A 24918-nucleotide genomic window follows, 5' to 3' on the forward strand; every position below is an offset into this window, starting at 1 on the left:
CTGAGACATTGCCCCAGGAGGTCATGTCACCCAAGATCCTGAAGTCCGAGACGCTTCTGGTGCTCGCGGTGTCGCTCGGGGCCAGTGCCGTGTCGGCCCTGATCAGCTTTGTCGGCTCGGTCACGAAACCGGGCGACCTCAAGGACCAGGCCGCCACGTTGAACGGGTCGTACGCGCCCGGGCGCCCCTGGCTCGACCTCTCCTGGCAACTCTTCGGCATCGCCACCGCCCTGGTGCCCGTCCTCCTCGTGGCGCACTTCCTGCTGCGCGAACGCGCGGGGCTGACCGTCATCGGCTTCGACCGCCGCAGACCGTGGTTCGACCTCGGGCGGGGAACCCTCGTCGCCGCCGGGATCGGCAGTGCCGGGCTGGCGTTCTACCTGGTGGCGCGGGCCGTGGGATTCAACCTCACCGTGGTGCCCGAGTCCTTGCCCGAGGTGTGGTGGAAGTTCCCCGTACTGATTCTGTCGGCGATCCAGAACTCGGTCGTGGAAGAGGTGATCGTCGTCGGGTATCTGCTGCGCAGGCTCGACCAATTGGGCTGGACACCGATGGCCTCGCTCACCGCCAGTTCGGTGCTTCGCGGGGCATACCACCTCTATCAGGGCATCGGCGGGTTCATCGGCAACCTGGTCATGGGGGTGGTCTTCGTGCTGCTCTACCGGCGCTGGGGTCGGGTCGGGCCGCTGGTCGTCGCCCATGCGCTGCTCGACATCGTCGCCTTCGTCGGATACGCCCTGCTGGCCGGACGGGTGGGCTGGCTGCCCACCCCGTGACGACCCGTACGCAGGCCCGGTCAGGGAGCGGTGAGCAGTTCACCGTCGATGACCGTGAACGAACGGCCGGTCAACAGGGTCCGCTCGCCGCGCAGTGAGGTGCGGACCAGTCCCGAGCGGGCGGACGCCTGGAGACCGGTCAACTCGGTCCGGCCGAGGCGCTCGGACCACAGCGGGGCGAGAGCCGTATGGGCGCTGCCGGTCACCGGGTCCTCGTCGATCCCCACCCGGGGGAAGAAGCAGCGGGAGACGAAGTCGTAGTCGCCTTCGGCCTCCTGGGCCCGTCCGGTGTTCGGCCGCCCGGCCACCGCCGTGGCGATGATGCCCCGCTCCGCGAAGCCGACGAGCGCGGGGATGTCCGGGGTGAGGCCGCGCACGGTGTCCTCGTCCGCCAACTCGACCACCAGATCGCCGATGTGCGCGGCGGTGTCGTACCCGGCGAGCACCCGCGCGCCCAGGGCCTTCGCCACGCCGTCGGGTACGGGCACGGGGGTCAGCGGGGACGTGGGGAAGTCGAGGGTGATGGTGCCGTCGTCGTGCGCGGTGGCGGAGAGGACCCCGCAGCGGGCGGCGAATCGAACCGTGCCCGAGATGGCCCCCGTGGAGTGCAGTACATGGGCGGTGGCGAGCGTGGCGTGCCCGCACATGTCCACCTCGGTGGTCGGGGTGAACCAGCGCAGCGCCCAGTCCGCCTCGCCACCGGGCGGGAGCGGATGCGCGAAGGCCGTCTCCGACAGGTTGACCTCGGCGGCGACGTGCTGGAGCCAGGACTCCTCGGGGAAGCCCGCAGCTCCGGCACCGTCCTCGGGGTCGAGGATGACCACTCCGGCGGGGTTTCCGGTGAAGGGACGGTGGGCGAAGGCGTCGACGACTCGGATGCGCATGGGGTGACCGTAGCCGTTGGGCGGAGCGCCCGGCCAAGGCCAATCCCATAGCACTGGACCTGCCCGACGGGCCTCGGGGTGTCTCCCGGTAACGAGCGCCGACGTCCGCCCTTGCCTCGACGAACAGCGCCCCGCGGGGGCGGCTTCCGATCGGGATCCTCCGTCGACCGAGGTCAGGCGCGACTCCGGTCGGAGTCTTGCTGGGTGAGCTATTCCGATATATCGTTGATGCATCGCGACAGGTTAACGATGGAAGGAGCGTAACGATGCGTTCACATGGACAGGAACATGAGCACGGTCGTGGTCAGTGCGGGCCCGGACATCAGGGGCGCGGTGGGTTCGAGGGGCGGCGCGGGGCGTTCGGCTCGTTCGGTCCGCCGTTCGGTGCCCCCTTCGGCGGTGGCGGGCGTGGCCGCGGCGGCGGCAGGGGAAGGGCTCGGCGCGGCGATGTGCGCGCCTCCATCCTGGCGCTGCTGAAGGACCGCTCGATGCACGGATACGAGATGATCCAGGAGATCGGAGAGCGCAGCGGGGGCGCCTGGAAGCCCAGCCCCGGCTCGGTCTACCCCACGCTCCAACTGCTGGAGGACGAGGGGCTGATCACGAGTGCGAGCGAGGGCGGCAAGAAGCTGTTCACGCTGACCGAATCCGGTCGGGCCGAAGCCGAGAGTGGCCCGGACGCTCCGTGGGAGGAGGCCGGCCGGGGTGTCGACTGGGAGACGGTCAACGAGATCCGGCAGGCCGGCTGGGGGCTGATGGAAGCCTTCGGTCAGGTGTGGAAGACGGGGAGCCCCGAGCAGCGACAGAAGGCCGTCGAGGTCATCAACGAGTCGCGCAAGAAGCTCTATCTGATCCTCGCCGACGAAGACTGAGAGAAGACGGAGACGAAGACCGGACGGCAGCTTCGCACCGCATTCGACCGGGAGGGCCCCTGCAAGGGGCCCTCTTCGCTGCTTGCGCGGTGCACCACCGGTTTGACCGGCACCGAGGTCGGTGGCGAGCCCGTGCCGACGTGACCACGCGATGCTGATCGAGGGTGTCGAGGGCGTGCCGTCAGAGCCCGGGGGAGGTCCCGCGGTGCCACACCTCCGCCGAGTCGAACCGGTCGCACGCCCGTGGGTGCGGACCCTCGTCGTGACAGTGGAAGGCCGCCCAGAACACATCGGCCAGGAGCGCGGTGGCCGGTGCGTACACCCGGTACACGTACTGCCGCCCATCGATCGCCAGCAGCGCGACCATCCAGAACATGTCGGAAGGGACGCGGGCGACCCGGCGTCCGGTTGCCTGTGTGCGGGGGCGGTCGTCGCGATGAGCGACGAAGAGGAGCACGCCGGGCAAGACGGCGCACCCGGCGTCCCGAGGAAGTGACCCGATCTCATCCACAAGGAGGACAACCCGGTCGTCGGTCCCCGACCTCCGTCGGAGGTCGACATGGGCCCCGATGGCGACGATTCGGGCCGCTCCGGCTGATGGGGTGGGAGATGTGCAGAGCCCTCCTTCCCGGCTGCCCCGACAGTCCACCGCCCGCCGCGCCGAACGGGACGCGCCGCTCACCGCAGAGTTGGTGTCGGCGGTCGCGGGCGCGCGCCGCAGGGCCGTGCGGGACGGTGACCGCCAACTCGACACCGCTCATCTGCTGCACTCCCTGATCGAGGCCGACCCGGAGGTGCGCGGCGCACTCGGCTCCGCACCCCGCGTCGCCCGGGTGCTCGGCTATCTCGTCCAACGCAGCATCGGCTACGGGCTGCGCTGGCAAGGGTCGGTTGAAGACTCCGGCGCACTCCCCGTTTCCGGCGCGCCGCCGCCCCCGTCCGCGCGGGCGCCCCGCCCCATCGGTTGGTCCCCGTCGGCGCACTCCGCGATGGAAGCCGCCCGCCGCAGGGCTGTGCTCCGGGGGAGGGACCGGGCCTGCGGCATGGATCTGCTCATGGCGCTCACGTCCGACCCCGACTGCCGTGCGGTGGAGGTGCTGAACCGTGCAGGAGTGGACACCCAGCAGCTCAACGGGCACGCGGGAGCCTGCTGAAGCCCGGACACGCCCCAACTCTCGACATGTGTCATGGGGTCGACGGTCCTGACTCCCGCTGACATGATGTGCCGATGCACGTGTCCCAACACAAAAGCGCCGGGCTCGGCATCGCCCTGGCATCGGCGTTCGCCTTCGGTGGATCAGGGGTAGCGGCCAAGCCGCTCATCGAAGCGGGCCTCGACCCGCTGCACGTCGTGTGGCTGCGCGTGGCCGGCTCGGCCCTGATCATGCTGCCGCTCGCCTGGCGACACCGCGCGCTGCTGCGCCGCAAGCCGGCGCTGCTCCTCGGCTTCGGTCTGCTCGCCGTCGCCGGTGTCCAGGCGTTCTACTTCGCCTCGATCTCCCGACTGCCCGTCGGGGTCGCACTGCTCGTCGAATACCTCGGCCCCGCCCTGGTCCTCGGCTACATCCGCTTCGTCCAACGCCGTCCGGTCACCCGCGCCGCCGCACTCGGCGTGGTCCTCGCCGTCACGGGACTGGCCTGTGTGGTCGAGGTGTGGGCCGGACTGAGCTTCGACGTACTGGGGTTGCTGCTCGCTCTCGGCGCCGCAGGCTGTCAGGCCTGCTACTTCATCCTCTCCGACCACGGGAGCGACACCGAGGACCGTGCCGACCCCCTCGGCGTGATCGCGTACGGACTGCTGATCGGCGCGCTGGTGCTGACCGTGATCGCGCGGCCCTGGGGCATGGACTTCTCCCTGCTGGGCCGGGACGTGTCGATGGGCGACACCGAGGTGGCGGCCGGGTTGCTGCTCGCCTGGGTGGTGTTGATCGCGACGGTCTTCGCCTATGTCACCGGAGTGATCTCGGTACGGAGGCTCTCCCCGCAGGTCGCCGGTGTGGTCGCGTGTCTGGAAGCGGTCGTGGCGACCGCCCTCGCCTGGGTGATGCTGGGAGAACACCTGGCCCTGCCGCAGATCCTGGGCGGCTCGCTCGTACTGCTCGGGGCGCTCATCGCACAGTCGCAGGCGCCGAAGCCGCCTTCCGGGCCGGTCGCATCCGGTGGGGGCAAACCGCTGGTCGTCCTGCCCGACCCCCTGCCGCCCGTGGACAACACCACCACCGATACCGGGTTGTCGGCCGACCGAAACTGACCGTAGGGTTCCGATCATGCATTCGACCGTACTGCCGCCTCCTGCCGCCTAGCGCGGGCGGCAGGTTCCTGACGAAGACCGGCCCGGGCCCGTCCCGGGTGGCTCGTCGCTGCCCGTGTGACGGAGCAGAGCGATCAGCCCTTCCGTTCGTCGTACGGAGTCCACGTGTCGAATGCGTCTTCCACCCCTGCCGTCGTGCTGCCCCCTGTGTCCGGAGCCCCCGCGTCCGGGCGCGTCGGGCGAAGCCTCCTCTATCTGACCGTCGCCGGCGTCGCCTGGGGCACCGCGGGTGCCGCCGCGTCACTGATCTACGAGGTGAGCGACTTCGGGCCGCTCTCCCTGTCCTTCTGGCGGTGCGCGTCGGGGCTGCTCCTGCTGCTCGGTGCGCTCGCCCTGCGCAGCCGTCGCGCTCCGGCCGTCCGACCGGTCGAGTCCAAGCGGCGCAGGACGATCCGGATCCTGGGCACGGGAACCGGTCTCACGGTCTTTCAGAGCGCCTACTTCGCCGCCGTTCAGCAGACGGGTCTGGCCGTCGCCACGGTCGTCACCCTCGGGGCTGGTCCCGTGCTGATCGCGGTGGGGGCACGCGTCACGATGGGGGAACGGCTCGGCGGGGGCGGGCTGCTGGCGGTCTTGGGTGCCGTGGGCGGGTTGCTGGTGCTGGTGACGGGCGGCGACGGAGCGACCGTACGCCCGTCGGGCATCGTCCTGGCCCTGCTGTCCGCCGCAGGTTACGCGGCGATCACTCTCCTGGCACGCTGGTTGGGCCGGGACGGGGGTGGGGACTCCCTCGGCACGACCGCGTGGGCGTTCGCGATCGGTGCGGTCGGACTGCTTCCGCTGGCGCTCGCCGAGGGGTTGGTCCCCCACACCGAGTCCCTGGTGCGCGTGGTGTGGTTGCTTGCCTATGTGGCCGCGGTGCCCACGGCGTTGGCGTACGTCCTCTATTTCGCGGGGGCCGCGGTCGTGCGAGCGGCCACGGTGTCCGTGATGATGCTGCTGGAGCCGGTGAGCGCGGCCGTGATCGCCGTACTGGTCCTGGGGGAGCGGTTGACCGCCGCCACCGTGTGGGGGACCACCTTGCTGCTCGGTTCGGTTGCGGCTTTGGCGCTGTCGGAGTTGCGGCGGGGGCGACGCGCCTGAGTCCTGCTCCTCGGTGGCCGGGAAGGTCACCCGGTCACCGAAGGGAGGGGCACGGTCGATCCCTTTGCGGTCGCCGTGCTCGGCAGCGGCCCATGGGTGCCACTCGCCGTCTCAGCGGGTCCGCAGATAGTCGGGCAGGGGTACCGACGGTGCCAGGTCGGGTGCAGGTTCGGGCTCTCCGTACGTGGTCCGCACGGGTAGCACTCCGGTCCAGTGCGGCAGTCCGACGTCTTCCGGATCGTCGTTCGGCGGGCCCGTGCGGACCTTGGCGGAGACCTCGGCGAGCGTCAGCCGCAGGACGGCGGTCGCCGCCAGCTCCTTGGCGTCGGCCGGACGGGAATCCTGCGCCCGGCCCGGCAGGACGTGGTCGACGAGGGCGTCCAGCACCCTGGCCTTCTCCGTCGGGTCGGTCACCTGGTGGGCGGTCCCGTGGATCATCACCGATCGGTAGTTGATGGAGTGGTGGAAGGCGGACCGGGCCAGCACCAGCCCGTCCACGTGGGTCACCGTCACACAGACCTCCAACCCCGGGTCCGGTGCTCCCGCCATCCGCAGGGGCCGGGAGCCCGTCGATCCGTGGACGTACACCTGGTCGCCGATACGTGCGTACAGCGTGGGCAGGACCACGGGTGCACCGTCGCGGAGGAAGCCGAGGTGGCAGAGGTATCCGTCGTCGAGGATGGAGTGGACCACGGTCGGGTCGTACGAGGCGCGCTCGCGGGAGCGGGTGGGTATGGTCCGGGCGGTCGGCTCATAGGAATCCACCATTGCAGTCTCCATTTGCAGTTCCAGTTGCACTCTGAATTGCACTAGTGCATAATATCTTTTGTGCTAGGAGAGTATCGGATCACTGGGCGTCGCGCATCGGACATTGCCGCGAGCATCGAGAGCGGTGTGGGCAGCGGTGCCCTGGAGCCGGGGGAACTGCTGCCGCCCATGCGCGAACTGGCGACCGGCCTCGGGGTGAACCCCAACACCGTCGCCGCCGCCTACCGCACCCTGCGCGAACGCGGGGTGATCGAGACCGCGGGACGCCGGGGCAGTCGCATCCGACCGCGACCCGCGAGCACATCGCGCGGTTCACTGCGGGTCGAGGTCCCGCCCGGGGTGTGCGATGTGAGCGCGGGAAACCCGGATGTCGCACTTCTGCCGTCGCTGGGCGATGCGTTCGCCGCCGCGACCCGACACCACCAGCGGGAACCCGGGTTGTACGGGCAAGCACCCGTGGACGCGGAGTTCGCCCGACTCGCCAGGGCCTCGCTGGACGCCGACGGTGTGCCTGCCGGACCCGTGGCCGTCACTTCGGGCTCTCTCGACACCATCGAACGCGTCCTGGCCGCACATCTGCGCCCGGGGGACGCGGTGGCCGTGGAGGACCCCGGCTGGGGCAGCCTGCTCGACCTGCTGCCGGCGCTGGGTCTCACGCCCGTACCCGTGGCCCTGGACGACAACGGTCCGCTTACCGCCGAGGTCGAACGGGCCCTCGTAGCGGGTGCCCGAGCGCTCATCGTCACCGACCGCGCCCAGAACCCCACCGGAGCGGCTATCGGCGCCCTGCGCGCACGGGAGTTGCGGACCCTCCTCGCCCGCTTCCCCCGCACGCTCCTCATCGAGGACGACCACGGTCACGCCATTGTCGACCAGCCGCTCAACTGTCTGGCGGGCGCGACCGAGCACTGGGTTCTCGTCCGCTCCACGGCCAAGGCGTACGGCCCCGACCTGAGGGTCGCGTTCTTCACCGGGGACGCCCTCACGGTCGATCGCGTGGGCGGACGGCAGCAACTGGGCCCCGGCTGGGTGAGCAGGCTGCTGCAACGCGCGGTCGTCCAGCTGTGGACGTCGGACGCGGTCGATCCGCTCACGGTCGCCGACTCCTACGGACGGCGGCGCGAGGCACTGATCCAGGCCCTCGCCGAACACGGCGTCGATGCGTTCGGGCGCAGCGGGATGAACGTCTGGGTGCCGGTGCCAGACGAGACCAGGGCGGTGACCCAACTGCTCCAATCCGGTTGGGCGGTCGCTCCGGGCGCTCGCTTCCGGTTGGTCGCGCCGCCCGGGGTGCGGATCACGGTCTCTGGTCTCTCGATGGACGACGTGCCACGGGTGGCCGAGGCGCTGGCAGCGGCCGTGGGCCCGGCTCCGGCCCGTAGCTACGGCTGAGCGACCGTCTTGCTCGACGTCGGATCAGACCGGAGGGGTGGGACCGGAAGGGCAGGACCGGAAAGGCACGACCAATGCCCTTTCGGAGCCGGTGCACTCATGGAGTCGGTGTACTCATGGAGCCGGTGCGCCGCCGGCCGGGGCGAGGGTGTTGCCGGATGCCGCAGCGGTGACGTCGCCACCCGAACGGGCCGGCGCCGCAGCGCTTCCGGCCGTGGGTCCGGCGGGGGGTTCAGTGGGGAGTTCGGGCACGGGTCCGCCCTGCGCCGCCACCGCACCCGTGGGAACCGCATGCGCCTTGGCCCGGCTCTGGGTCAGTGCCGCACCGGCCAGCACGATCGCCGCACCCACCGGGGTGTTCCAGTCCAACTGCTCCCCGAGGATCGTCACGCCCGCCGCCGTGGCGATGACGGGAATGAAGTAGGTGACCATCTGTGCCGTCGTCGGGCCTACCTCGTCGACCAGTTCGTACTGGAGCAGCAACGCGAACCCGGTCCCGAGCGCGCCCAAGGCGATCACCGCGAGCAGGGGCATCAGCGCCACCGCGTCCGGAACGCTGGTGAACAGCGGTGTGACAACGGCCAACTGGACGGTGGCCAGGAGCAACTGGCTGCCCGTGAGCGAGAGGTGGGAGTGGCCACGCCCGGCCAGGGTGCGGCGGACGTAGATCCAACCGATCGGATAGCTCAGCGCGGCCAGGAGCGCCATGGTCGTGCCGCGGGCATCGAGCCCCGAGAAGCCCTGCCAGGCGCCGAGGACCGTCAGCACGCCCAGGAAGCCGATGCCGAGCCCGGCGACCCTGCGGCGGGTGGGGCGGTCTTCGGAGAGCGCGACCAGGGACAACGCCATGCCCCACAGGGGTGAGGTCGCGTTGCAGATGCCCGAGAGGGTCGACGGGATGCTCTGGCCGGCGAAGGCGAAGAGCGAGAAGGGGAGCGAGTTCAGCAGGAAGGCGGCGACCGTCAGATGCAGCCAGGTCCGCGCCCCCCGCGGCAGTCGCTCCCGTCGTACCGCCATCGCAACGGCCAGCACCGCGGTACCGAAGAAGAGCCTGCCGAGCGTGACCTGGAAGGGCGCGAAGCCCTCGTTGCCCACCTTGATCAGCAGAAAGCTGAAGCCCCATACCAGGGACAGCACCCCGAAGCGGATGCGCCAGTCCACGCGCGGTCTTCCGGCGGTCGGGTGAGGGGGAGTCGCGGCGGCAGCAGAGGCGGTCATGCCCCCAAGGGTCACTGCAAGCATCTCGTAGTACAAGCGAGAATTGTTGGAGTCGTTAATTTAGAGTTGCTTATATGTTGAATCTGGAGCGCCTCCGCACGCTCGATGCCCTCGCCCGCTACGGGTCGGTCAGCGGTGCGGCCGGCGGGCTGCACGTCACGACGTCCGCGGTGTCCCAGCAGATGGCGAAGCTGGAACGGGAGGTCGGACAGCCGCTGCTGACCAGGAACGGGCGGGGGGTGCGGCTCACCGATGCCGGCCGGCTCCTCGCGGACCACGCCGCCCGCATCCTCTCCCAAGTGGAACTGGCCCAGTCCGACATCGAGGCGCAGCGCGGGCGAGTGGTCGGCGAGGTTCGGATCGGCGCCTTCCCGTCGGCCGCCCGGGGGCTGTTCCCCGCGGCGATCACCGCCCTGCGCGCCGACCATCCCGAACTGCGCGTCCGCTCCTGCGAACTGGAGCCGGAGCGCAGTGTCAACCGGGTCATCCGGGGCGATCTCGACCTTGCGATCGTGCTGGACTGGAGCAACAAGCGCCTGCCCGTGCCCGGCGGCCTCGCCCAGGTCCATCTGCTCGATGACGCCGCCGACGTGGCGATGCCCGCTGACCATCCCCTCGTGGGGCGTACCGAAGTCGACCTCGAAGACTTCGCCGACGACGAATGGGTCTCCTGGCCGGAGGGCGAGTTCTGCTATGAGTGGCTGGTGTTCACCCTCCGGTCGCGGGGGATCGAGCCCCGCATTGCCCATCTGGCCGGCGAGCACCACACCCAACTGGCTTTGATCGCCGCGGGCCTCGGCGTCTGCGTCACCCCGCGGCTCGGACGGGGGCCCGTGCCCGAAGGGGTGGCACTGGTCCCCGTCCGCAGCCAGATGCGTCGGCACGTGTACGCGGTGTGGCGGACGGACGCCGATCGCAGACCCTCCATCCGGGCAGCGGTCGAAGCGCTGCGGGGCGTCGCAGCCCGCCGCTGACCGGCACGGCCGATGGCGGGTCACGCCAGCCTGATCAGACCGCCCTCGACGGTGATCGAAGCCGGCGGCAGGGGCGCGGTCGCCGGGCCCGAGCGCACGCTGCCGTCACTCGCGTCGAACCTGCTGTCATGGCAGGGGCAGTGGATGAGGTTGTCCGTCACGTCCTTGACCAGGCAGCCCTGATGGGTGCACTTGGACGAGAACGCCTTGAAGTCCCCGGCCGTCGGTTGGGTGATCACCACATCGCCCACGACCTTGCCACCGCCCTCCGGAATGTCGGCCACCTTGGCGAGTTCCGTTCCCGCGCCGCCCCCGCCGGGTGTGCCCGCCGGCTTGGTCGCCACGGGGTCGGCGGCCTCGCCGCCGCCACAGGCGGTCAGTGCGGCGGCGAGGCCGACACCGCCCGCCGCGGTGACGACGACGCGACGGGAGACGGCCGGGGACGAATCCTGCGATGCGGTCATGCGCTGGCTCCTTCTGCTCACGTTCCGCTGCGGCCGAGAGGATGGCCGATCTCTCGAAGCTGTACGGGTCCGTGAGCCGCAGCGTTCAGCCCGGGTGACCCAGGGACCGCTTCAGGAACTCCGCCTCCGACACCAGCAGCCCGCTCGCCTGGTCCGTACCGGTCACCAGATGGGTCGCCCCCGACAGGGGCAGCACAGCGTGCGGACGGCCGGCGGCGACCAGTGCGGCGGAGAGCCGCAGGGTGTGGGCGATGTGCACGTTGTCGTCGGCCACACCGTGGACCAGCAGCAGCGGACGGGACAGCCGATGTGCGTCCGGGACGAGCGAACTGCGCCGGTAGGCATCCGGGAACACCTCCGGATGCCCGAGGAAACGCTCCTCCCAATGGGTGTCGTACAGACGGCGATCCGTGGGCGCGCCACCGGCCACCGCCGCATGGAACACCTCCGGGTGCCGCAACACCGCCCCCGCCGCCAGATAGCCGCCGTACGACCACCCCCGGATGGCCACCGACCCGAGATCGAGATCCGGGAACCGTTCCGCAGCCGCGTGCAGGGCGTCCATCTGGTCCTGGAGGGCGGGCGTCAGCCGGTCGCCCCGGATGGCCTTCTCCCACGCGCGGCCCCGGCCCGGAGTGCCCCTGCCGTCGGTCACCAACACCGCGAACCCCTGTTCGGCGAACCACTGCGATACGCACGTCCACCACGCCTTCGCCCGCACCACCAGTTGGAACCCCGCCCCCGCGTAGGGGTTGAGCAGTACGGGAAGCCGGCCGGAACCCCGCTCGTACCAGGAGGGGAGATACAGCTGACTGCGGAGTTCGCGCTCGCCGAGACGGAGGAACATCGGCCGGGGCGTGACCAGCGGCTTGGCAGCCAGGACGGCGATCCGGCCGACCTCCACGCCCCCGCTGGTCACCGAAACCGTCCGTCCCGATGGCGTCCAACTGTCCAACACCACCGTGTCACCGCCGATGTGTGCGTGATGCACGCCTGGACCCCGGCTGATGCGGGTGAAGCCGTCGACCGGGTCGTAGCGCCAGACGTGGACCTCCGTCGGATCCTCGTTGGCAAGGAAGTGGAGCTGCTCTCCGGCCGCGTCCACCACCTCCCGTACGTTCACCCCCGGCGGGCTGGACACCCCTCCCACGCGCAGTCCCGTCAGTTCGTCCTCCGCGATGAAGGTGCGGGCCATGTCTCCGGAGGGCATCCGGATCGGCGCCCCGGGCACCAACTCCACCCAGGCGGGGTCGTGCCACTGGTCGAGCACTCGGGTCGCACCGGTGCGTCGGTCGATGGCGAGCAGTTGTACGGTCCGTTGGTCCCGGGTCTGCACCTGGGCGAAGGGGCCGAGCCCGTCCCAACCGGCGACCGGCACGTACTCGAACGTCATATCCGTCCACTCGCCCGCCGGGTGGAGTTCCCGGGGTGCGGATCCCGGCAATCGCACGGCCCGCGACACGCCCCCGGAGACGGGCACCAGATGCAGGGAGACCACGGCGTTCGCGGTTCCGGCCAGGGGATAGGCGACCTCGGTCGGCGGCTTCCCCGGTTCGGCCGGATCGGCGATGTACCAACGCTGTACGGGGGAGTTGTCGACCCGTGCCACCAGCAGGTCCGTCCCGTCGGGCGACCACCAGTAGCCGCGTGAGCGCCCCATGGATTCCGCGGAGGCGTGATCGCTCAGCCCATGGGTCACCTCGGAGGTCTCCGGCACCGCCAACGCGCGGTCGTCGCTTCCGTCGACGCCCACCACATGGAGGGCACCCCCGGTCACGTATGCGATCAGACTTCCGTCGGGTGACGGACGGGGGTCCACCACCGGCCCCGCAGTGAGTACCCGACACGGTGCACCGCCATCGGTTCCCACCGTCCACAGCTCACCGCCCAAACTGAGGACGGCGATCCGGACCGCCGCATCGGTCGTGTACGACACCACTCCGGACCCACTCTCGCGTGCCCTTTCACGACGGGTCCGCTCCGCCGCGGGAAGGTCGCCGCCCTGCCGCGGCAACGCGGCCGGATCGACGAGCAGCCGCTCGGCGCCGTTCTCATAGAGCCACAGCCGACCGAGCGGATCGTCACCGCCGGTGCTGCGGACGAACAGCACCCGGCGGCCGTCCGGTGAGACGGTGAAGTGCCGGGGCACACCCAGGCCGAACCGATGGGTACGGGCGAACTGGCGGGGGAAGTCCGCTACGGCGACGCGCACTTCGTCGACCGTCCGACCGGTGTCGTCGGCGGTGGGCACGAGGGGTTCATCGTCATGCGGTGGGGTGTTGCTCTGCGTCTCGGTCATGGGGAATCGTTGGCACTGCGGTCTGGCGGTTGGCAACCGGATATCCTTCGGCCTCTCCGCTTCCGGACTATTCCTCCGGATCGTGGATGTGGCCTACGGTGCACCGATGGATCCCGAAACCGCATCCCAGCTGGTACTTCACGGTCGCAGAGGCGTCAGCGCCCGGCTGGACTCCGGGGCGTTGGTGGTGCAGGGCCGCAGGGAGCGGCGTCGGATACCGGTCGCCCTGATCGAGCGGGTGGAGGTCCGGGGGCGGCGGGGACGGGTCCTCGCCGTGGTACTGACCACCCGGGAGCCCACGGCTCTCCAACTTGTGAAGTGCCGCAGTGTTCCGGCCGTGGATGCCTTCGCGGCCTCGCTGCGCGCGGAGTTGACCGCACGGGATGCGGGAGAGCGGCAGGCGGAGGACTCCGCCCCGGTGACCGTGGAGCGGTTGGAACGTCGCAAACAGCGCCAGCCGCCTCGGCCCCGGACGATCGTCATCGGCGCATATCTGCTGTTCCTGGCGTGGCTGGTGACCGTTCTTCTCTACGAACCCGGGGACGGGAGCGGTTTGACCGCTGGACTCGCCCTGACCTACTGGATCATCTCGCCAGGGCTGGCGGGCATCGCTTGCATGGTCACGCCGGTGCTGTGGGGGCTGATCGAGGAGTGGTGGCGGCTGCGGATGCACGGGATCACCGTGCTGGGACGGCTGACCCGTACTTTCAACTCCGGGGGGACCAGGTACGTCTACAACTTCACCGACACCCACGGCAGGGAACGCACCTGCGACAGCCTGGGGGGCGGACCCTCCGTGGCAGAGATCACCTACGATCCGGACCGCAGCGACCTTTCCCGAGTGGGGACCGCCACCCTGTGGAGTCTCGTTCGCCGGATGCTGGTGTTCCTGGTGTTGGCCGCGCCGGTGATCGTCTCTCCGGTGGTGGTCGGCTACCTCGGTCTGGTCGAACTCGTCGAGCTGATCGACCTGATCGGTTTCTGGCTCCCCATCGGTTGACCATGTCCGAGCAGGGCGACCGCGCGGCCCGCACTGCGGAGCGGGCCGGGGGTGCTGGAGCGCGCCAGGGGTCCGACAGTGGGAAGTGGGCGGGGTCAGCGGAGGGCCGGCAGACATCTGCGAGGGCCGGCGCGTTGTAGAGGAAGGGGTGTGGCCCGGCCGCCGTCGGGGGCCGTACGGGACCGTCGAGCCGGGCGAGGTGAACCGCGAAGTGACAGGGGCCCACGGGCTGGTAGGTTCCGGGGGGGCGTCGGGCTTCATGGGGTGTCCGTCCGTTCACCGTACGAACGGACGGAACGGAACGTGATCGAACACCTTCGGTGAGCTACCGTGGTGGTGTGCGGCTCGGTGCAGTGGGGGTCGGCCGGACTCCGCCGACTCCGCTGGAGCAGGAGGATCGCGTTGACGACGCCCGAGCCCACGGACAGCGTCCCGGCAGTCTTGGATCGAAACGGTGCGCCGGTCGCTTCGGCTCCGCCCGAACTGGCCCCCTCCCTGGTGCGGCGATGGCGTGCCACTGGAGCCCCGTTGATCGACCTGCTGACCCAGGCCCACGCCCTGGGAGGGGTCAGTACGTTCCGCTCGGGATCACGGACGTCCGTGCTGGTCACGGATCCACAAGCCGTACGGCACGTCTTCGCCCAGCACCCGGACCGCTATGTGAAACGTTCCCACCGCGCACGCGTCCTCGTCGGCGACGGAGTGGTGTCCACCAGCGGAGATCGGTGGAAGAAGCAACGCCGCATCCTCCAGTCCCAGTTCACCGGCCGGGGCATCCGGCGATACGAGGAACGCATCCGCGACGCCGCACGGCGAACGGCCGGCCGTTGGGAACACAGCGCCTCGACCGCCGAACCGCGTGACGTCGCCGAGGACATGCGGTTCTTCGCCCTCGACACCATCTGGCGCACGCTCACCGGCCACGCACTCGACGAGGAGACCTACCATGAACTCCTCGCCGCCCAGGAGGTCTTCGCCTCCCTCCCGGCATCCCCGTCGGACACCGTCGACCTCACGCCCTTGCTGCTGGCCAACCTCGCGAGAATCGATGCCGTCGCCGAACGGGCCATCGAAACCGCGCGCACCGGTGCGGCGGGACCTGCCGGACCGGGCCTGCTGCACGTCCTGCTGGACGCGTCGGTGGAACATCCCGAATACACCCCGAAGTTGATCCGCGACGAACTGGTCACCCTGCTGGTCGCCGGTCACGAAACGACGGCGACCACCCTGACGTGGCTGTTCCTCCTGCTGGCCCGGCATCCCGAGCAGCACGCGTGGGTGCTCGCGGCCGGGTCGCCCGGATCTCCGGCCCGTGCGGCGGCGATCCGGGCGCTGATCAGCGAAACGCTGCGGCTCTACCCGGCCGTCTGGCTGCTGCCCCGCCACGCCCTCCAAGACGACGTCGTGAACGGCTATCGGGTCGAAGCGGGCAGCAGCGTCCTGGGCTGCCCCTACCTCACCCACCGCGACCCTGTGCTGTGGCCGGACCCCGAGTCGTTCCGCCCCCAGCGCTTCCTCACCACGGGTGGCCACGCCGCCCAGCCCGGCGCGTACTACCCCTTCGGTCTCGGACCGCGAGCCTGTCTCGGGATGCAGTTCACACTGCGCGAGATCGTTGCACTCCTCGATCATCTGCTCCCCACCTGCACGCCCCGGTTCGCGACCCTCCCTACGGGGGCGATCTTCGGCATCAGCGTCTCGCCGGACGGGCCGATGACCGCCGTCATCCATCCTCGTGTCTGAGAGTTCGCCGGGTCGGGTCGATACGGGGCGTTGCCGTGTCGGTGCCACTCTTCCGCCGTTCACAGCCCGCCCAGAGCGTCGACGCGTTCCCGGATGAGGGCAGCCGTACGGACCCGGCGAACGCAAGGCCGGTATCCGCCAGCCGCCCCCTCGTAGGGCGCCGGGGGCACGACGGCTGCCCGCCCTGCGCTTGCTTTTGATTGGCCGGATACGGTCCCCTCCCGCTCACCCGGACGCTGTCTGCTGGGCCGGCGTACAGCTGCCCAGATGCTCCGGGGACGGAGTGAAGGCGATGTCCAGGCTGGTCAGTCCTCGGAAGTTGAGACTGGACTGCCAACTCGGCGGGGCGCCGTGGAGCTTCCAGTCGGGCAGGCGGGTGAGCAGTGCCTCCAGGACGACGACGCCTTCCAGTCTGGCCAGCGCGGCGCCGAGGCAGAAGTGCGGTCCGTACCCGAAGGCCACGTGCCGTCCGCTGGGGCGCTGGAAGTCCAGCACGTCGGGATCCGGGAAGGCCGCCGGATCACGGTTGGCGGCGCCGCACACGAGGAGCACCGCCTGTCCTGCGGCGATGGAACGACCTGCCAGCTCCAGATCGTGTCGAGCCCTGCGCAGCATCAGCTGCACCGGGCTGTCGTAGCGCAGGAGTTCCTCGACGGCAGCGGGGAGCAGATCCATCCGGTTGCGCAGTTGGTCCGCGGCCTGTGGGTGGTCCAGGAGGGCGAGGGCGGCGTTGCCGATGAAGTGCGTGGTGGTCTCGTGGCCGGCGATCAGGAGCAGGGCGCAGTTGGCGAGGAGTTCATCGAAGTCCTGGTCGGGGTTGTCGGTCCCCGTGGCCAGCAGCGCGCGCAGGGTGTGGGGTGCTGGAGGTCCGTCCTTGCGGGTGAGCAGCCCGCGGAGATAGGTGAGCATCTGCGCCATGCTCTGCGAGGCGGCTCGACTGTCGTCGGCGCCGAGCCGGGAACTGCCGATGGCCGCGGCGATGGGGTCGGACCAGGCGGAAAGAGTGCTTCGGTCCTCCTCCGGTACGCCCAGGAGGTCACAGATGACAGCCAGGGGCAGAGGCCGGGCGAGGTCGGCGACGATGTCCAGCCGACCGGTCGGCGCCGCGCGGGTGAAGATCTCGTCGACTGCAACGGATATCCGGTCGCGTAGCCCCGCCACGGCCCGTGAGGTGAAGGCCCTGCTGAGCAGTGAGCGTAAGCGGGCGTGGTCAGGGGCGTCGCTGTAGAGCATCTGCTGGCTCAGGACCCGGGCCAGTGGCCGCAGTTCCTCGGAGACCGCCTCGATGTCCGGATAGCGTACGGAGGAGAAGCGCGGATCACTTGCGGTGCTGCTGACCACGGCATGACTGGTGGCAACCCAGGCGTGTAGACGACGGTCCCAGTAGAGGTCGTCGACGCTCCGCAGGTCCCGGTAGAAGTCGTAGAGACGGTCCTGGTTCCGGGGCCTCAGTACGGAGAGCAGCGTTGTGGGTGTTGTGGAAGTGGGCACTGCCGCACGCTAGCACCAGAGGAGCATCTCGCTTCCCGTGTCCGGTGCAGGTAGTTGGTGGACCTGCGGTGCACGGTGGCGAGCACGGAAGGAGGCAGGGCACCGGGGGTGCTCGCCCCGGTGCTGCTGGATGAACGTCCGGATGCCCCGAGAACGGTGGTGTTGTGAACGGGAGTTGCGGCAGTGCCTCGTGGTCCCGAGTGTCACGGTGGCCAGTGGTACGCCCGACAAGTCGGTGGAAGGCGTCGGTCGGGCGCATCAGTAGGGCGACCATTCACCTCTTCACCGTCAGACGTCCAGAGGGTGCCAAACGAGACCGTTGTCGTCCCGTCCGACACGGCCGAACACCACGTCGGCGAAGTGGATGCCGAAGCCGATCGTGTGGGGTTCTGCCAGCTCTGCGACGAGTTGGCGGCGGTGGTCGGCGGCACGGACGGGATCGTGGTCGAAGGTGGTGGACCATTCGGGGTGGGCGACTTGGATCGGTGAGTGCAGGGCGTCACCGAAAGCGATCAGCCGTTGCCCGCCCGAGGTGATGACGTACTCGGCGTGGCCGGGCGAGTGACCGGCTGTGATCCGCATCCGTACGCCCGGGAAGACCTCCTGCCCGTCGACAACGGTGCGGACGTGCGGGGCCAGGATCGCGACCTCCTCTGCCTGGAGGAGGTCGCGCCGGGCCCATTCCGGTTCGGACACCAGGTAGTCGGCATGGGCGAATGCGGGCCGGTCGGTGCCGGGCGCGGGATGCCAGGCCCAACCGGTGTGATCGGGATGCAGATGAGTGATGGCCACGGCTTCGATCTGCTCGGGCGTGCGGCCGAGTTGGGCCAGGCTCTCCAGGAGCGCACCTCCGTGGATCGCGCCGCGCGGGCCGTCCGGCGCGGGCGGCCACGACTGGGGTCCGAACCCCGCGTCGATCAACAGCGCGCGGTCGCCGTTCTCCACCAGCAGGCCGCCGATGCTCGCCACCAGGTTGCCGGACTCGTCCAGGTGCTCCGAGTGGGCGGCCCACATCTCGTCGGTCATGTCGGGGATTAAGTCGCGTGGCCGCAACTCCACCGCTCCATCCGGCACATAGGACACCCTCGTGTCGCCGAGCTGTACCGAACGGACCCCAGACGACCGCGGAGGTCGCTCGTCCCGGTCCATCGTGGAATGTGTCATATCCCTCTCCCTTGGGCTCTGTTGGGTCGTCGTCGCGCCCGTCGCGGGCGACGGTGACGACCATAAGCGTCAAGCTAGAACCATGCAAGCTAGAAATATTGTTGCTTGATGGACTTGTTAGAGTGAGCTCATGACGACGCCATCGGAGCCGCACGCCATCGCTGAGCGAGAGCTGTGCTGCTTGGTGAACGGGTTGGCCCATCAGATCGCCGACCATGCACGCGAACGCGCCGTCACACTGGGCCTCACCGCGGCACAGGCGACCGCGCTGCGGGAGATGACCGAGCCGATGACCATGGGAGAGCTCGCCGAACGCATGAGATGCGAGCCCTCCAACGCCACCTTCGTCATCGATAAGCTGGAGAAACAGGGCCTGGTCGAGCGCCGCGCGCATCCCACTGACCGCCGTGCCAAGCGCCTTGTCCTCACTGCGGCGGGCAGCGCCTCGCGCGAGCGGCTCCTCGAACTCCTCGTCCAGGACTCGCCGTTGGCCGGTCTCAGCCAGGAACAGCAACGTGTGCTCCGGAGCCTTCTTGAGCAAGCGATCACGCGTTCCTAGCCGACGTCGGTCGCGGGGGACGGGATCGGCCCCGATGCCCAACTCCTGACCGGAGGGGCGAGTCCGAGACCAGTGCAAACCACCCCACCCAGATCACACGGCTCTGAGCTGAGTACCGTCCGGGCAGCAGCCACCCACCGGACCGAACGACGGGGCGCACTCGCCGTGGTGTGCCGGTCGCATCCGCCTCAACAAGCGAAGCAAGTCACCCCTGAGACAGTCGCAAGGCCCTGCCAACCGGAACGGGTGCCCAGATATTCGGTGCACATGGGCACTGCCGGACAAGTCCAACGGTTGAGGCATCGTCATCGGAACTGTGCAGGGCATGCGCCCCTCCATGCCCCTCTGTGCCCCCGCCACAGGTCAGAACCGAAGCAAGGCGCCCCCTGTGCGCCTTGCGACTGCCCATGTCCCGTAGGAAATCCGACGTGCCTACGAAAGGATCGAAGGCACAGTGCCGTATCGGCTATCGGAAAAGTCCCAGGTAGGGCCTGCCCACTCATGCTCTCTGGCCGGATGCGGAGTGGGCAGGCCCTGGAGCCCACGAAAGGCCCTTCAATGACACTACACATGAGCGCAACAGCGCTTTCAGCCCTCGGAGCGGCAATTCTTGCTGGGCTGGTGATCTTTCGCTGGAGCCAACGCCCGGCGCGACCCGGGATGTCACCACAACGGGGTGATCTCGTCCAAGCTGTCACCGTCGGGGGCGTTGTCGGGTCACTGATCTTCGTGCTTCTGGGAACGTCGGCAGGGGGCATCGAAACACGCTCCGACAAACAACAGGCGACGCCCTCCACCGTGTGCCAACCGGCCGAGGAGACCCGCCGCTGACGCCGCCCACCGTTCCGAGTCCATCGACCCCACCTCCTTCCGACGGTGCACCGCGGCCCGCTCCGACCGTCGGCCGCCGCAGGCCCCGGTCCGGGCGACGGTCGGGGCTCCCCGAACAGAAACCGGTGCCGGGACCGGCCGCCGGCACGCGCCGCGGTGGACCGCGAGATGGCGGCGATGGACCCGAGCAAACACCTCGGCGCGCCCGTCCGGTCCGTTCAGCAGACACTCACCAAGTTACTCCCGCGTGCGAGATCCCGCGCGAATCCGTGATCCATGCGGGAAGCGCCTCGGTTGAGGCGGCATCCCTACCGATCCAACGTTCCAGGGACCGACTGACGGGCATCGGACAGGCGATCACCATGCCCCAGATTCAGGGCCCGCAGCCGAGCGGCGGCATCAAGGTCTTCGTGCCCGCGACCCCCGGTGGACTCCCGCCGACGTCGTTCGCCGACGGCATCAGCACCGGATTCCCCAGTGCACACGGCGTGCTCCGGGACGACATCGACGCACTCCTGCCCGCCATCGGCGACAGCGATCTGCGTGCACCGTGTCGGCCTCACCATGGCCAACACGGTGCACCGTTGGAGTGATTCATATGAAGAGCGCGCATCGAGGCGCTGGATCTGCCGGGTGCGCATGGTGACATGCCGTATCAGCCATGCAATTGAGGGCGCACCCTCAGGGGAAGGTCAGGGACACGCATGTACGGAGGGCACCTCGCGCACGCCGGCACCACCGCCCTGGCGATCGGGGGCCTGACGACCGGAGCCGGATGGATCGCTGCGCTTGGCGCGCTCTTGGTCGTCATCGGGGCCGTGCTGGTGCGGTTCAGCTTCCAGAGACGGAACCCGCAGGCGTAACCGCGCCCTCCGTCGCTCGGCCCGCCCACCATCTCCGGCGAACCGGCGAACCGGCGAACCGGCGAACCAGCCACCCGCCACGGGGCAAGGCGGGCAACCGGCGCCCGACGTCAGCGCCGGTCAGGTATACGGAGAGCGAGCACGCTCCATGTCCGTCGTCGGCGTTCCCGCGGCTCGGCTCAGCCGGCCCTGTCTGGGAGAGGATTCCGGTGCGGGTGGAGGATCGCTGTCCCCGTGACGCGTACTCCGGCCTCGTCGCCTGCGCGAACGGTGATCGGCCCCGTGGTCCGGACCGTGATGGGGGTGCTCGAACCGTCGGTGTCGAGGAGGACCAGGGCGTCGTGGCCGTGGTAGCGCACCTCGGTCACATGGCCGCGGGTGACGGATGCCTCGGAGGCGGGGACGAGTCGTAGCTGTTCCGGACGCAGGACGACGGTGCCTGTCCGCGTTTCCCCCGGCGTGGGTTCGGACAGGGGAATCCGGCCGAGGGCGGTGATCGCGTGACCCGCTTCCACTTCGGCGGGCAGCAGGACGGCCGCTCCGATGAAGGAGGCGACCCAGGCGTCCGCGGGCCGTGCGTACACCTCCTGGGGCGTGCCGGTCTGGACGACCCTGCCGTCGCGGATCACCGCTATCCGGTCCGCGGACGAAAGGGCCTCTTCCTGATCGTGGGTGACGAGGAGGGCGGTGGTGCCGGCTGCCCGCAGCGCGGTGCGGACATCGGACCGCAGCCCGGCGCGCAGGGCGCTGTCGAGCGCGTTGAAAGGTTCGTCGAGCAGCACCAGTGCCGGGCGGGGTGCCAGCGCACGGGCGAGGGCGACGCGCTGTTGCTGCCCGCCGGACAACTCGTGCGGCATTCGGGTGCCGTAGCTGCCGAGACCGACGAGTTCCAGCATCTCGGCGGCCCGGGCCCGGCGTTCGGCCCGGTCGACCCCCCGGAGTCCGAAGGCCACGTTCCGCGCGACGTCCATATGGGGGAAGAGGGCTCCCTCCTGGGCGACGATGCCGACGCCGCGGCGCTCCGGCGGGACGTGGACGCCGGGGCCGCTGACCATGCGCTCGCCGAGGGAGATCTCACCCGTGTCCGGTGTGAGGAACCCCGCCACGACCCGCAGGAGGGTGGTCTTTCCGCAGCCGGACGGGCCGAGCACGGCGGTCAGTTCACCGTCGGGGACCGTGAGGTCAAGGCGGTCGAGGACTCGTGCGCCCCGCCCGTACGACGTGGTCACCGCAGATATGCGCAGTCCGGTCATGTGCGCCTTCCGAGCAGGTACGAGGGTATGGCGGCGAGCAGGACGATGGCCGCGGCGTAGGGCGCCGCACCTGCGAAGGCTCCGGCCCCGGTCTCCGTCCACAACCGGGTGGCGAGGGTGTCGGTGCCGGTGGGGCGGAGCAGCAGGGTCGCCGGGAGTTCCTTCATGATGACGACGAAGGTGAGGGCCGCACCGGCTCCGATGCCCGGGGCCGCCAGGGGGACGGTGATCTCGCGCAGGACCCTCAAGGGTGAGCGTCCCAGGGAACGTGCCACGTCCTCCAGCACGGGCGGGGATTGGAGAACCGCGGCGCGGGCGGATGCCACCGCGACCGGCAGGAACAGCACGACATAGGCGGCGATCAGGAGGGGGAGCTCTTGGTAGAGCGGATAGGCGTAGCGGACCGAGAAGAAGACCAGGGCGAGGCCCACGGTGATTCCCGGCACGGCGTGCCCGGCGTACACGGATTGCTCCAGGAACCGGGCCGCCCGTCCCCGGTGGCGGGCTGAGAGCACACCCACGGGCAGTGCGAGCAGGGTGGTGACGGCTGCCCCGACCGCGGCGACGGTGAGTGTGGCGAGGGTGGCGGACCACAGGCGTTCCGGGTCCCAGCCTGAATTGCCGATCGTGAGCCAGTATCCGAGGGTCGCGAGGGGGAAGCCGACAGCCGCCGCGGAGACGGCGGTGCACCAGACGAGCGCGGGAACCCTCCACCAGCCGAGGCTGAGGGGGACCGGTGGGCGGGCGCTGCCCCGTCCGGTACGGGAGTGACCGGCGCGACCGCGCGTGCGGTTCTCCGCCATCACGAGCAGCACGGTCATGGCGACCAGGACACAGCCGAGGACCGCGGCCGGGGTCCGGTCAAAGCTTGCCTGGTAGGAGGAGTGCACGGCCCGGGTGAAGGTGTCGTAGCGCGTGATCGACACCGAGCCGAAGTCGGAGAGTACGTACAGGGCGACGAGGATCGCTCCGCCTGCCGCGGCGGGCCGTAGCTGCGGAAGCGTGATCCGCCAGAAGACGCGGAACGACCCGCTGCCCAGCGACCGTGCCGCGTCTTCCTGCGCGGGGTCGATGCCGCGCAGCGCCGCTGCGACCGGAAGGAACACATAGGGGGAGCAGGCGAAGGTCAGGGTGATCGCCGCGCTGGGCAGACCGGCCAGTGAGGGCGCTGCGGATATCCAGGTGAAGGCCGCCACATAGCTGGGCACCGCCAGTGGCAAGGTGGCAAGCACTGCCCAGAGCCGCCGGCCCGGCAGACGGGTGCGGACCGTCAGCCAGGCGAGGGAGACACCGAGCACCAGACAGGCGAAGACGACGATCGCGGTCAACTGGAGGCTGCGAACGAGGAGTTCGAGCGTGCGGCGCTCGGTGACGATGTCCCAGGCGTAGCCCCAACCGTGTTCCATCGCCCGCACGCCGAGGTAGCCGAGCGGCAGCAGGGCGAGCAGTGCCGCCGCGATGGCAGGGAGCAGCAGGACCAGGGGAGGCCGACGCCGTCCTGCCGCCGCGAACTGGGCGGTGACAGGACGGCGCACGAGCAGGGGGCGGTTGGCTTTCATGTGCGAGGACGGGCCTGGGGCGGTCAGACCATCCCGGCTTCCTTGAGGAGCTCCAGGGTCTTCTGGAGTGACTCCAGCTTGCCGAGGTCGATCTTCGGTGCGTCGAGCGAGTCGAGTGCGGGGAGCCCCTGCACGGTGCTGGTGACACCGGCGGCGAGCGGGTACTCCTTGGTTCCCTCGGCGAAGTAGGTCTGTGCCTCGTTCGACAGGAGGTAGTCGACGGCCTTCTCGGCCGCCGCCTGCTGGCCGCCGTCCTTGAGGACGCCCACACCCGCGGCGTTGATCAGTGCGCCGGGATCTCCACCAGGAAGGAAGTGGATCTTCGCGGTCACCTTGTCGGCGCCCACTTCGGCGACCTTCTCGTACCAGTAGTAGTGGTTGATCAAACCGAGGGTGACCTCGCCCTTGTCAACGGCGTCGAGAACGACGCCGTTCTTGGCGTAGGTCTTGGCGCCGTTGGCCTTCAGGCCCTTGAGCCACTTCAGGGTGGCTTCGTCGCCCTCTAGGACGCGCATTCCGGTGACGAACGCCTGGAAGGAGGCGTTGGTGGGGGCGTAGCCGACCTTGTCCTTCCAAGCGGGCTTCGTCAGCTCATGGATGCTGTCCGGGGCCTTCTCGGTCTTCTTCGGGTTGTAGGCGATGACCCTGGAACGACCGGAGACGCCGACCCAGTCACCCTCCCCGCCGCGGTAGGCGGCGTCGACCTTGTTCAGGGACCCCTCGGGGAGCTTCGCGAGCATCTTGGCCTGGGAGAGTGCGCCGAGGGCGCCCGCATCCTGGGAGAAGAACAGACCGGCCTTGGTCCTGTCGCCCTCCTCCAGGATCTGGGCAGCGAGTTCGGCGCTGTCTCCGTAGCGGACCTGGACCTTGGTCCCCGTCGCCTTCTCCAGCTTCGCGATGATCGGAGAGATCAGCTCCTCGTTGCGGCCGGAGTAGATGACCAACTCGTCCCCAGAGCCCTTCTTGGCCGATTCTCCGGTCTTCGCCGGGCTCTCGCTGCTCTTGTCATCCGAGCTCCCGCACGCGGCGAGCACGGGGAGGAGCAGTGCGGACACGGCGAGAGCAGCCGTGCCGCGGCGGGGGAGCGGGCGACGCATGAGGGCCTCCTGTATAGCCCGCTGAGGCCATTGGGGGAGGCCGACCGAGGGCGGGAATGAATCCGGAATCCCTATAGATATGGCCAGGCTTACCTAACTGTCAATTTTCAGCCAATGAATGAAGGAAAACCGATCCTGCTCATGGTGATTGATGATGTTTCGCCCTTATCTATGGCGTTGTGGCAGCCACTGTCCACTCTCTGGCGAGAATCCGTCGAGGCGGATGGTCCATCTGTCTGTATCGCCCACCCGGCCCGGTGAGCCGGTCCGATCACGCTGGTGCTTCAGCAGGATGTCCCTGTCTGCACCGTATGGGG

The 24918-nt window shown here is 69.6% G+C and carries 23 protein-coding genes; 12 read left to right on the forward strand and 11 right to left on the reverse strand.

The window, feature by feature from the left end; genetic code table 11:
• Nucleotides 1–23: 23 nt before the first annotated feature.
• Nucleotides 24–776, forward strand: a complete 753-nt coding sequence (locus ABZ348_RS16040) for a CPBP family intramembrane glutamic endopeptidase (RefSeq protein WP_358933374.1) — start codon at nt 24–26, stop codon at nt 774–776.
• 20 nt (nt 777–796) lie between these two features.
• Here the strand turns inward: ABZ348_RS16040 and ABZ348_RS16045 are convergent, their stop codons facing one another.
• Nucleotides 797–1660, reverse strand: a complete 864-nt coding sequence (locus ABZ348_RS16045; RefSeq protein ID WP_358933376.1) for a PhzF family phenazine biosynthesis protein — start codon at nt 1658–1660, stop codon at nt 797–799.
• Between the two features lie 266 nt (nt 1661–1926).
• Here ABZ348_RS16045 and ABZ348_RS16050 point away from each other — a divergent pair, with 266 nt between their 5' ends.
• The gene (locus tag ABZ348_RS16050; protein ID WP_358933378.1) at nt 1927–2532 is read left to right on the forward strand and encodes a PadR family transcriptional regulator; all 606 of its coding nucleotides are present in this window, start codon (nt 1927–1929) and stop codon (nt 2530–2532) included.
• Nucleotides 2533–2713: 181 nt separating this feature from the next.
• Here the strand turns inward: ABZ348_RS16050 and ABZ348_RS16055 are convergent, their stop codons facing one another.
• Nucleotides 2714–2908, reverse strand: a complete 195-nt coding sequence (locus ABZ348_RS16055; RefSeq protein ID WP_358933380.1) for a hypothetical protein — start codon at nt 2906–2908, stop codon at nt 2714–2716.
• 235 nt (nt 2909–3143) lie between these two features.
• On the opposite strand from ABZ348_RS16055, the gene ABZ348_RS16060 reads away from it, so the two are divergent.
• From ABZ348_RS16060 to ABZ348_RS16070, 3 genes are all read left to right on the forward strand, one after another.
• Nucleotides 3144–3686 (forward strand): Clp protease N-terminal domain-containing protein, encoded by a 543-nt coding sequence (locus ABZ348_RS16060; RefSeq protein WP_358933382.1) that lies wholly within the window; start codon nt 3144–3146, stop codon nt 3684–3686.
• A 74-nt stretch (nt 3687–3760) separates the two neighbouring features.
• Nucleotides 3761–4783 carry an EamA family transporter gene (locus tag ABZ348_RS16065; RefSeq protein ID WP_358933384.1) on the forward strand — a complete coding sequence of 341 codons (1023 nt, stop codon included), beginning with the start codon at nt 3761–3763 and terminating at the stop codon, nt 4781–4783.
• Between the two features lie 207 nt (nt 4784–4990).
• Nucleotides 4991–5926, forward strand: coding sequence for an EamA family transporter (locus ABZ348_RS16070; protein WP_358933699.1), 936 nt, complete (start codon nt 4991–4993; stop codon nt 5924–5926).
• Nucleotides 5927–6037: 111 nt separating this feature from the next.
• On the opposite strand, the gene ABZ348_RS16075 is transcribed toward ABZ348_RS16070, so the two are convergent.
• Nucleotides 6038–6694: a pyridoxamine 5'-phosphate oxidase family protein gene (locus ABZ348_RS16075; RefSeq protein WP_358933385.1), complete on the reverse strand. Its 657-nt coding sequence runs from the start codon at nt 6692–6694 to the stop codon at nt 6038–6040.
• Between the two features lie 60 nt (nt 6695–6754).
• Between ABZ348_RS16075 and ABZ348_RS16080 the strand changes: the two genes are divergently transcribed.
• A complete protein-coding gene (locus ABZ348_RS16080) occupies nt 6755–8086 on the forward strand; it encodes an aminotransferase class I/II-fold pyridoxal phosphate-dependent enzyme (protein ID WP_358933386.1) in 1332 nt (443 codons plus the stop codon).
• Nucleotides 8087–8200: 114 nt separating this feature from the next.
• Here ABZ348_RS16080 and ABZ348_RS16085 read toward each other — a convergent pair whose 3' ends face one another.
• Complete coding sequence (locus ABZ348_RS16085; protein WP_358933387.1) at nt 8201–9304, reverse strand: DMT family transporter; 1104 nt, start codon at nt 9302–9304, stop codon at nt 8201–8203.
• 74 nt (nt 9305–9378) lie between these two features.
• On the opposite strand from ABZ348_RS16085, the gene ABZ348_RS16090 reads away from it, so the two are divergent.
• Nucleotides 9379–10278 (forward strand): LysR family transcriptional regulator, encoded by a 900-nt coding sequence (locus ABZ348_RS16090; RefSeq protein ID WP_358933388.1) that lies wholly within the window; start codon nt 9379–9381, stop codon nt 10276–10278.
• A gap of 20 nt (nt 10279–10298) precedes the next feature.
• Here ABZ348_RS16090 and ABZ348_RS16095 read toward each other — a convergent pair whose 3' ends face one another.
• The gene (locus tag ABZ348_RS16095; RefSeq protein ID WP_358933390.1) at nt 10299–10742 is read right to left on the reverse strand and encodes a Rieske (2Fe-2S) protein; all 444 of its coding nucleotides are present in this window, start codon (nt 10740–10742) and stop codon (nt 10299–10301) included.
• A gap of 85 nt (nt 10743–10827) precedes the next feature.
• A complete protein-coding gene (locus ABZ348_RS16100; protein ID WP_358933392.1) occupies nt 10828–13041 on the reverse strand; it encodes a prolyl oligopeptidase family serine peptidase in 2214 nt (737 codons plus the stop codon).
• Between the two features lie 106 nt (nt 13042–13147).
• Here ABZ348_RS16100 and ABZ348_RS16105 point away from each other — a divergent pair, with 106 nt between their 5' ends.
• Together ABZ348_RS16105 and ABZ348_RS16110 are read left to right on the forward strand one after the other, a co-directional pair.
• Nucleotides 13148–14041, forward strand: a complete 894-nt coding sequence (locus ABZ348_RS16105; RefSeq protein ID WP_358933394.1) for a hypothetical protein — start codon at nt 13148–13150, stop codon at nt 14039–14041.
• A 528-nt stretch (nt 14042–14569) separates the two neighbouring features.
• A complete protein-coding gene (locus ABZ348_RS16110; protein ID WP_358933396.1) occupies nt 14570–15784 on the forward strand; it encodes a cytochrome P450 in 1215 nt (404 codons plus the stop codon).
• Between the two features lie 225 nt (nt 15785–16009).
• Here ABZ348_RS16110 and ABZ348_RS16115 read toward each other — a convergent pair whose 3' ends face one another.
• Entirely contained in the window at nt 16010–17275 is a 1266-nt protein-coding gene (locus ABZ348_RS16115) for a cytochrome P450 (protein WP_358933398.1), read from the reverse strand.
• Nucleotides 17276–17563: 288 nt separating this feature from the next.
• Nucleotides 17564–18439, reverse strand: a complete 876-nt coding sequence (locus ABZ348_RS16120) for an MBL fold metallo-hydrolase (protein ID WP_358933399.1) — start codon at nt 18437–18439, stop codon at nt 17564–17566.
• Nucleotides 18440–18569: 130 nt separating this feature from the next.
• Between ABZ348_RS16120 and ABZ348_RS16125 the strand changes: the two genes are divergently transcribed.
• The 3 genes from ABZ348_RS16125 (at nt 18570) to ABZ348_RS16135 (ending at nt 20692) form a co-directional block, all read left to right on the forward strand.
• Nucleotides 18570–18998, forward strand: a complete 429-nt coding sequence (locus ABZ348_RS16125) for a MarR family transcriptional regulator (RefSeq protein ID WP_358933401.1) — start codon at nt 18570–18572, stop codon at nt 18996–18998.
• A 1193-nt stretch (nt 18999–20191) separates the two neighbouring features.
• Entirely contained in the window at nt 20192–20422 is a 231-nt protein-coding gene (locus ABZ348_RS16130) for a hypothetical protein (RefSeq protein ID WP_358933403.1), read from the forward strand.
• A gap of 111 nt (nt 20423–20533) precedes the next feature.
• On the forward strand, nt 20534–20692 hold the full coding sequence (locus tag ABZ348_RS16135; protein ID WP_358933405.1) for a hypothetical protein: 159 nt from the start codon (nt 20534–20536) through the stop codon (nt 20690–20692).
• A gap of 179 nt (nt 20693–20871) precedes the next feature.
• Here ABZ348_RS16135 and ABZ348_RS16140 read toward each other — a convergent pair whose 3' ends face one another.
• From ABZ348_RS16140 to ABZ348_RS16150, 3 genes are read right to left on the reverse strand one after another with little or no spacing between them, the layout of a single operon-like run.
• On the reverse strand, nt 20872–21945 hold the full coding sequence (locus ABZ348_RS16140) for an ABC transporter ATP-binding protein (RefSeq protein ID WP_358933407.1): 1074 nt from the start codon (nt 21943–21945) through the stop codon (nt 20872–20874).
• Nucleotides 21942–23504, reverse strand: coding sequence for an iron ABC transporter permease (locus ABZ348_RS16145; RefSeq protein WP_358933409.1), 1563 nt, complete (start codon nt 23502–23504; stop codon nt 21942–21944). The genes ABZ348_RS16140 and ABZ348_RS16145 overlap by 4 nt, the downstream gene beginning before the upstream one ends.
• Before the next feature lie 23 nt (nt 23505–23527).
• Entirely contained in the window at nt 23528–24601 is a 1074-nt protein-coding gene (locus tag ABZ348_RS16150; protein WP_358933410.1) for an iron ABC transporter substrate-binding protein, read from the reverse strand.
• Between the last annotated feature and the right edge of the window lie 317 nt (nt 24602–24918).

Source organism: Streptomyces sp. NPDC005963 (assembly GCF_040638655.1).
In the GTDB taxonomy this organism is placed as follows: domain Bacteria; phylum Actinomycetota; class Actinomycetes; order Streptomycetales; family Streptomycetaceae; genus Streptomyces.